Origin of the sequence: Bergeriella denitrificans NBRC 102155 (assembly GCF_001592185.1) — a bacterium.
GTDB classification, from domain to species: domain Bacteria; phylum Pseudomonadota; class Gammaproteobacteria; order Burkholderiales; family Neisseriaceae; genus Neisseria; species Neisseria denitrificans.
The window spans coordinates 1-2,669 of sequence record NZ_BCWL01000255.1 but is presented as its reverse complement, the minus strand read 5'-3'; the positions used below and the strand labels follow the sequence as shown (position 1 = coordinate 2,669).

Genomic DNA, 2,669 nt, shown 5'->3' with positions numbered 1-2,669 from the left:
AGTAATTTCTGCTACAGCGCTGGCTCGCCTTGTATCAGAATTTACTCTCCGACTATATTTTGCGCCAACCGGAGCGGCTTAAAGCGTACCGTAAACCGGGGTAGTAACCCCGCCGCTTGGTTGAAAGGTCAAGATATTCGGTGGAGGCCGGCGGTTTTATCTTGTTCTGCAAATCAAAAAAAGCCGTCTGAAAATTCAGACGGCTTGTGTATGCCTGTTATCGGAACGCATCAACTCATCAGGTTCAAATCGCCGATGCGGTCGTACAGATATTCGGTTTGGCGGCCTTCGTCGTACAGGCGGATTTGCAGCTGCAAATCGTTGGCCGAATCGGCCTGGCGCAGGGCTTCTTCCCGGCTGATGATGCCGCGTGTGTATAAATCGAAAAGGTTTTGGTTGAAGGTCTGCATGCCGTCGGGGGCGGAGCGTGCCATCAGGCTGCGGATATCGGCGATGCGGCCTTTAAACAGCGCGTCTTGCATGGCGGGCGTGTTGAGCAGCAAATCCACGGCGGCGATGCGGCCGCTTTGGTCTTTTTTGACTGCCAGGCGTTGGCCGATAACGGCATTGAGGTTCAGCGCCAAATCAATCTGTGCCTGCCCGCGGCGTGTTTCCGGATAAAAATGCAGGATGCGCTCGACGGCCTGCACCGCGCTGCCCGCGTGCAGCGTGATGATGCACAGATGCCCCGCCTGCGCCAGCTGCAGCGCGTCGTCCATATCTGCCGCGTTGCGGATTTCGCCGAGCGCAACCACATCGGGCGACTGGCGCATCGCGCTTTGAACCGCCGATGCCCGATCCGGCGTATCGATGCCGATTTCGCGCTGGGTGAATATACAGCGCATCGGCTTGTGGATAAACTCAATCGGGTCTTCGATGGTGAGAATGTGGCCGGGCAGGTGGCGGTTGCGGTGGTCGAGCAGCGCGGCGGCGGTGGCGGATTTGCCCGAGTTGGCGGGGCCGGCCAAAACCAGCAGGCCGCGCGGCGCCAGCGCCAGCGTTTCCAATACGGCGGGCAGGTTTAAGGCGGCGATGGCGGGAATATCGCGGTTGATGCGGCGCAACACCATGCCGGTGCGCCCCTGCCCGCGGTAGGCGTTGATGCGGTAGCGCGTACCGCCGGGCGAGGCCGCCGCGTAATTCAGCTCCCAGCTACGCTCAAAGGCTGCTGCCTGCTCCGCGCTCATGGTAGAGCGCACGATGGCGGCGGTTTCTTCCGCTTCCAAAGGCGGGTGGCGCATGGGAAACAGCGTGCCGTCTGCTTTAAAGGCGGGCGGAAAGCCGGCACTGATAAAGATATCCGAAGCCCCGCGCTCCTCTGCTTCGCGGAACATACGCTCCAGCAGCGGGTGCACGGGCAAGGCGGCGGGCTTGGAGAAAAAATCGTTATGGCTCATGGCGGGTTTTGTTAATATATTGAATTAAAATAAGAAATTTACAGAGCTGGCTGCGCCTGTCTGCGGATTTCCGCCTTGTTTCTTTTTATTCAAATTCACGGTAACAGGCGGATAAGGCGCAGTATGGCGGGCGCGGGCAGCCTGTTAGAGCATACCGTCGCTGTATTGTGCTTTGCTGCGGGCGGTATCGGCATCAATCAGCCCTTGGCGCAGCAGCGATTGCAGCGATTGGTCCAGGGTTTGCATCCCGTGGCTCTGGCCGGTTTGGATGGCCGATTGGATTTGGGCGATTTTGTTTTCCCGAATCAGGTTGCGTATCGCGGGCGTGGACACCAGAATTTCGTGCGCGGCCACGCGGCCGCTGCCGTCACGGGTTTTCAGCAGGGTCTGCGAAATCACCGCCCGCAGCGACTCCGAAAGCATGGTGCGGACCATTTCTTTTTCGCCTGCGGGGAACACATCGACAATACGGTCTATGGTTTTCGCCGCGCCGGTGGTGTGCAGGGTGGCAAACACCAGATGGCCGGTTTCGGCGGCGGTCAGCGCCAGGCGGATGGTTTCCGGGTCGCGCATTTCGCCCACCAAAATCACATCGGGGTCTTCCCGCAGCGCCGAGCGCAGCGCATTGTGGAAGCTGAGGGTGTGCTGGTGCAGCTCGCGCTGGTTAATCAGGGCTTTTTTGCTTTTGTGGATAAATTCGACGGGGTCTTCGATGGTGAGAATATGCGCCGGCTGGGTCTCGTTGATATAATCGACCATGGCCGCCAGCGTAGTGGATTTGCCCGAGCCGGTCGGCCCCGTGACCAAAACCAGCCCGCGTGGATTATCGGCGATTTTTTGCAGGATGCGCGGCGCTTTGAGCGCTTCCAGCGACAACACCGCATTCGGAATGGTGCGGAATACCGCTGCCGGCCCGCGCCCCGTGGTAAACGCATTCACGCGGAAGCGGGCAATATTGGGCAGCTCGAAGGAAAAATCTACTTCCAATTCCTGGCGGAACAGCCGCTGCTGCTGCTCGTTCATCACCGAAAACAGCATATCGCCCACCTCTTCCGCCGGCATCTGCGGCAGATTGATGCGGCGGATATCGCCGTGTACGCGTATCATCGGCGGCATACCCGCGCTCAGATGAAGGTCGGAGGCCTGGTTTTTTACGCTGAAAGCGAGTAAGTCGGTCATTTGCATTGTGTGCCCCGCTGGGATTGGGTAGATATAGTCGGAGCGTCATTTCTGCTACGGCGTCGGTTCGCCTTGCTCAAAGAGGGGGCTTGA

2 protein-coding genes are annotated in these 2,669 nt (G+C 59.0%); both read right to left on the bottom strand.

Annotated elements, in window-relative coordinates; genetic code table 11:
* Positions 1–230: 230 nt before the first annotated feature.
* Entirely contained in the window at positions 231–1,397 is a 1,167-nt protein-coding gene (locus BDE01S_RS09885; protein ID WP_066080997.1) for a PilT/PilU family type 4a pilus ATPase, read from the bottom strand.
* 144 nt (positions 1,398–1,541) lie between these two features.
* Complete coding sequence (locus tag BDE01S_RS09880; protein WP_066080992.1) at positions 1,542–2,582, bottom strand: type IV pilus twitching motility protein PilT; 1,041 nt, start codon at positions 2,580–2,582, stop codon at positions 1,542–1,544.
* Positions 2,583–2,669: the final 87 nt, after the last annotated feature.

Excerpts from the sequence above, each read along its gene's own strand:
- BDE01S_RS09885 (WP_066080997.1), bottom strand. The coding sequence starts at position 1,397 with ATGAGCCATAACGATTTTTTCTCCAAGCCCGCCGCCTTGCCCGTGCAC.
- BDE01S_RS09880 (WP_066080992.1), bottom strand. The coding sequence starts at position 2,582 with ATGCAAATGACCGACTTACTCGCTTTCAGCGTAAAAAACCAGGCCTCC.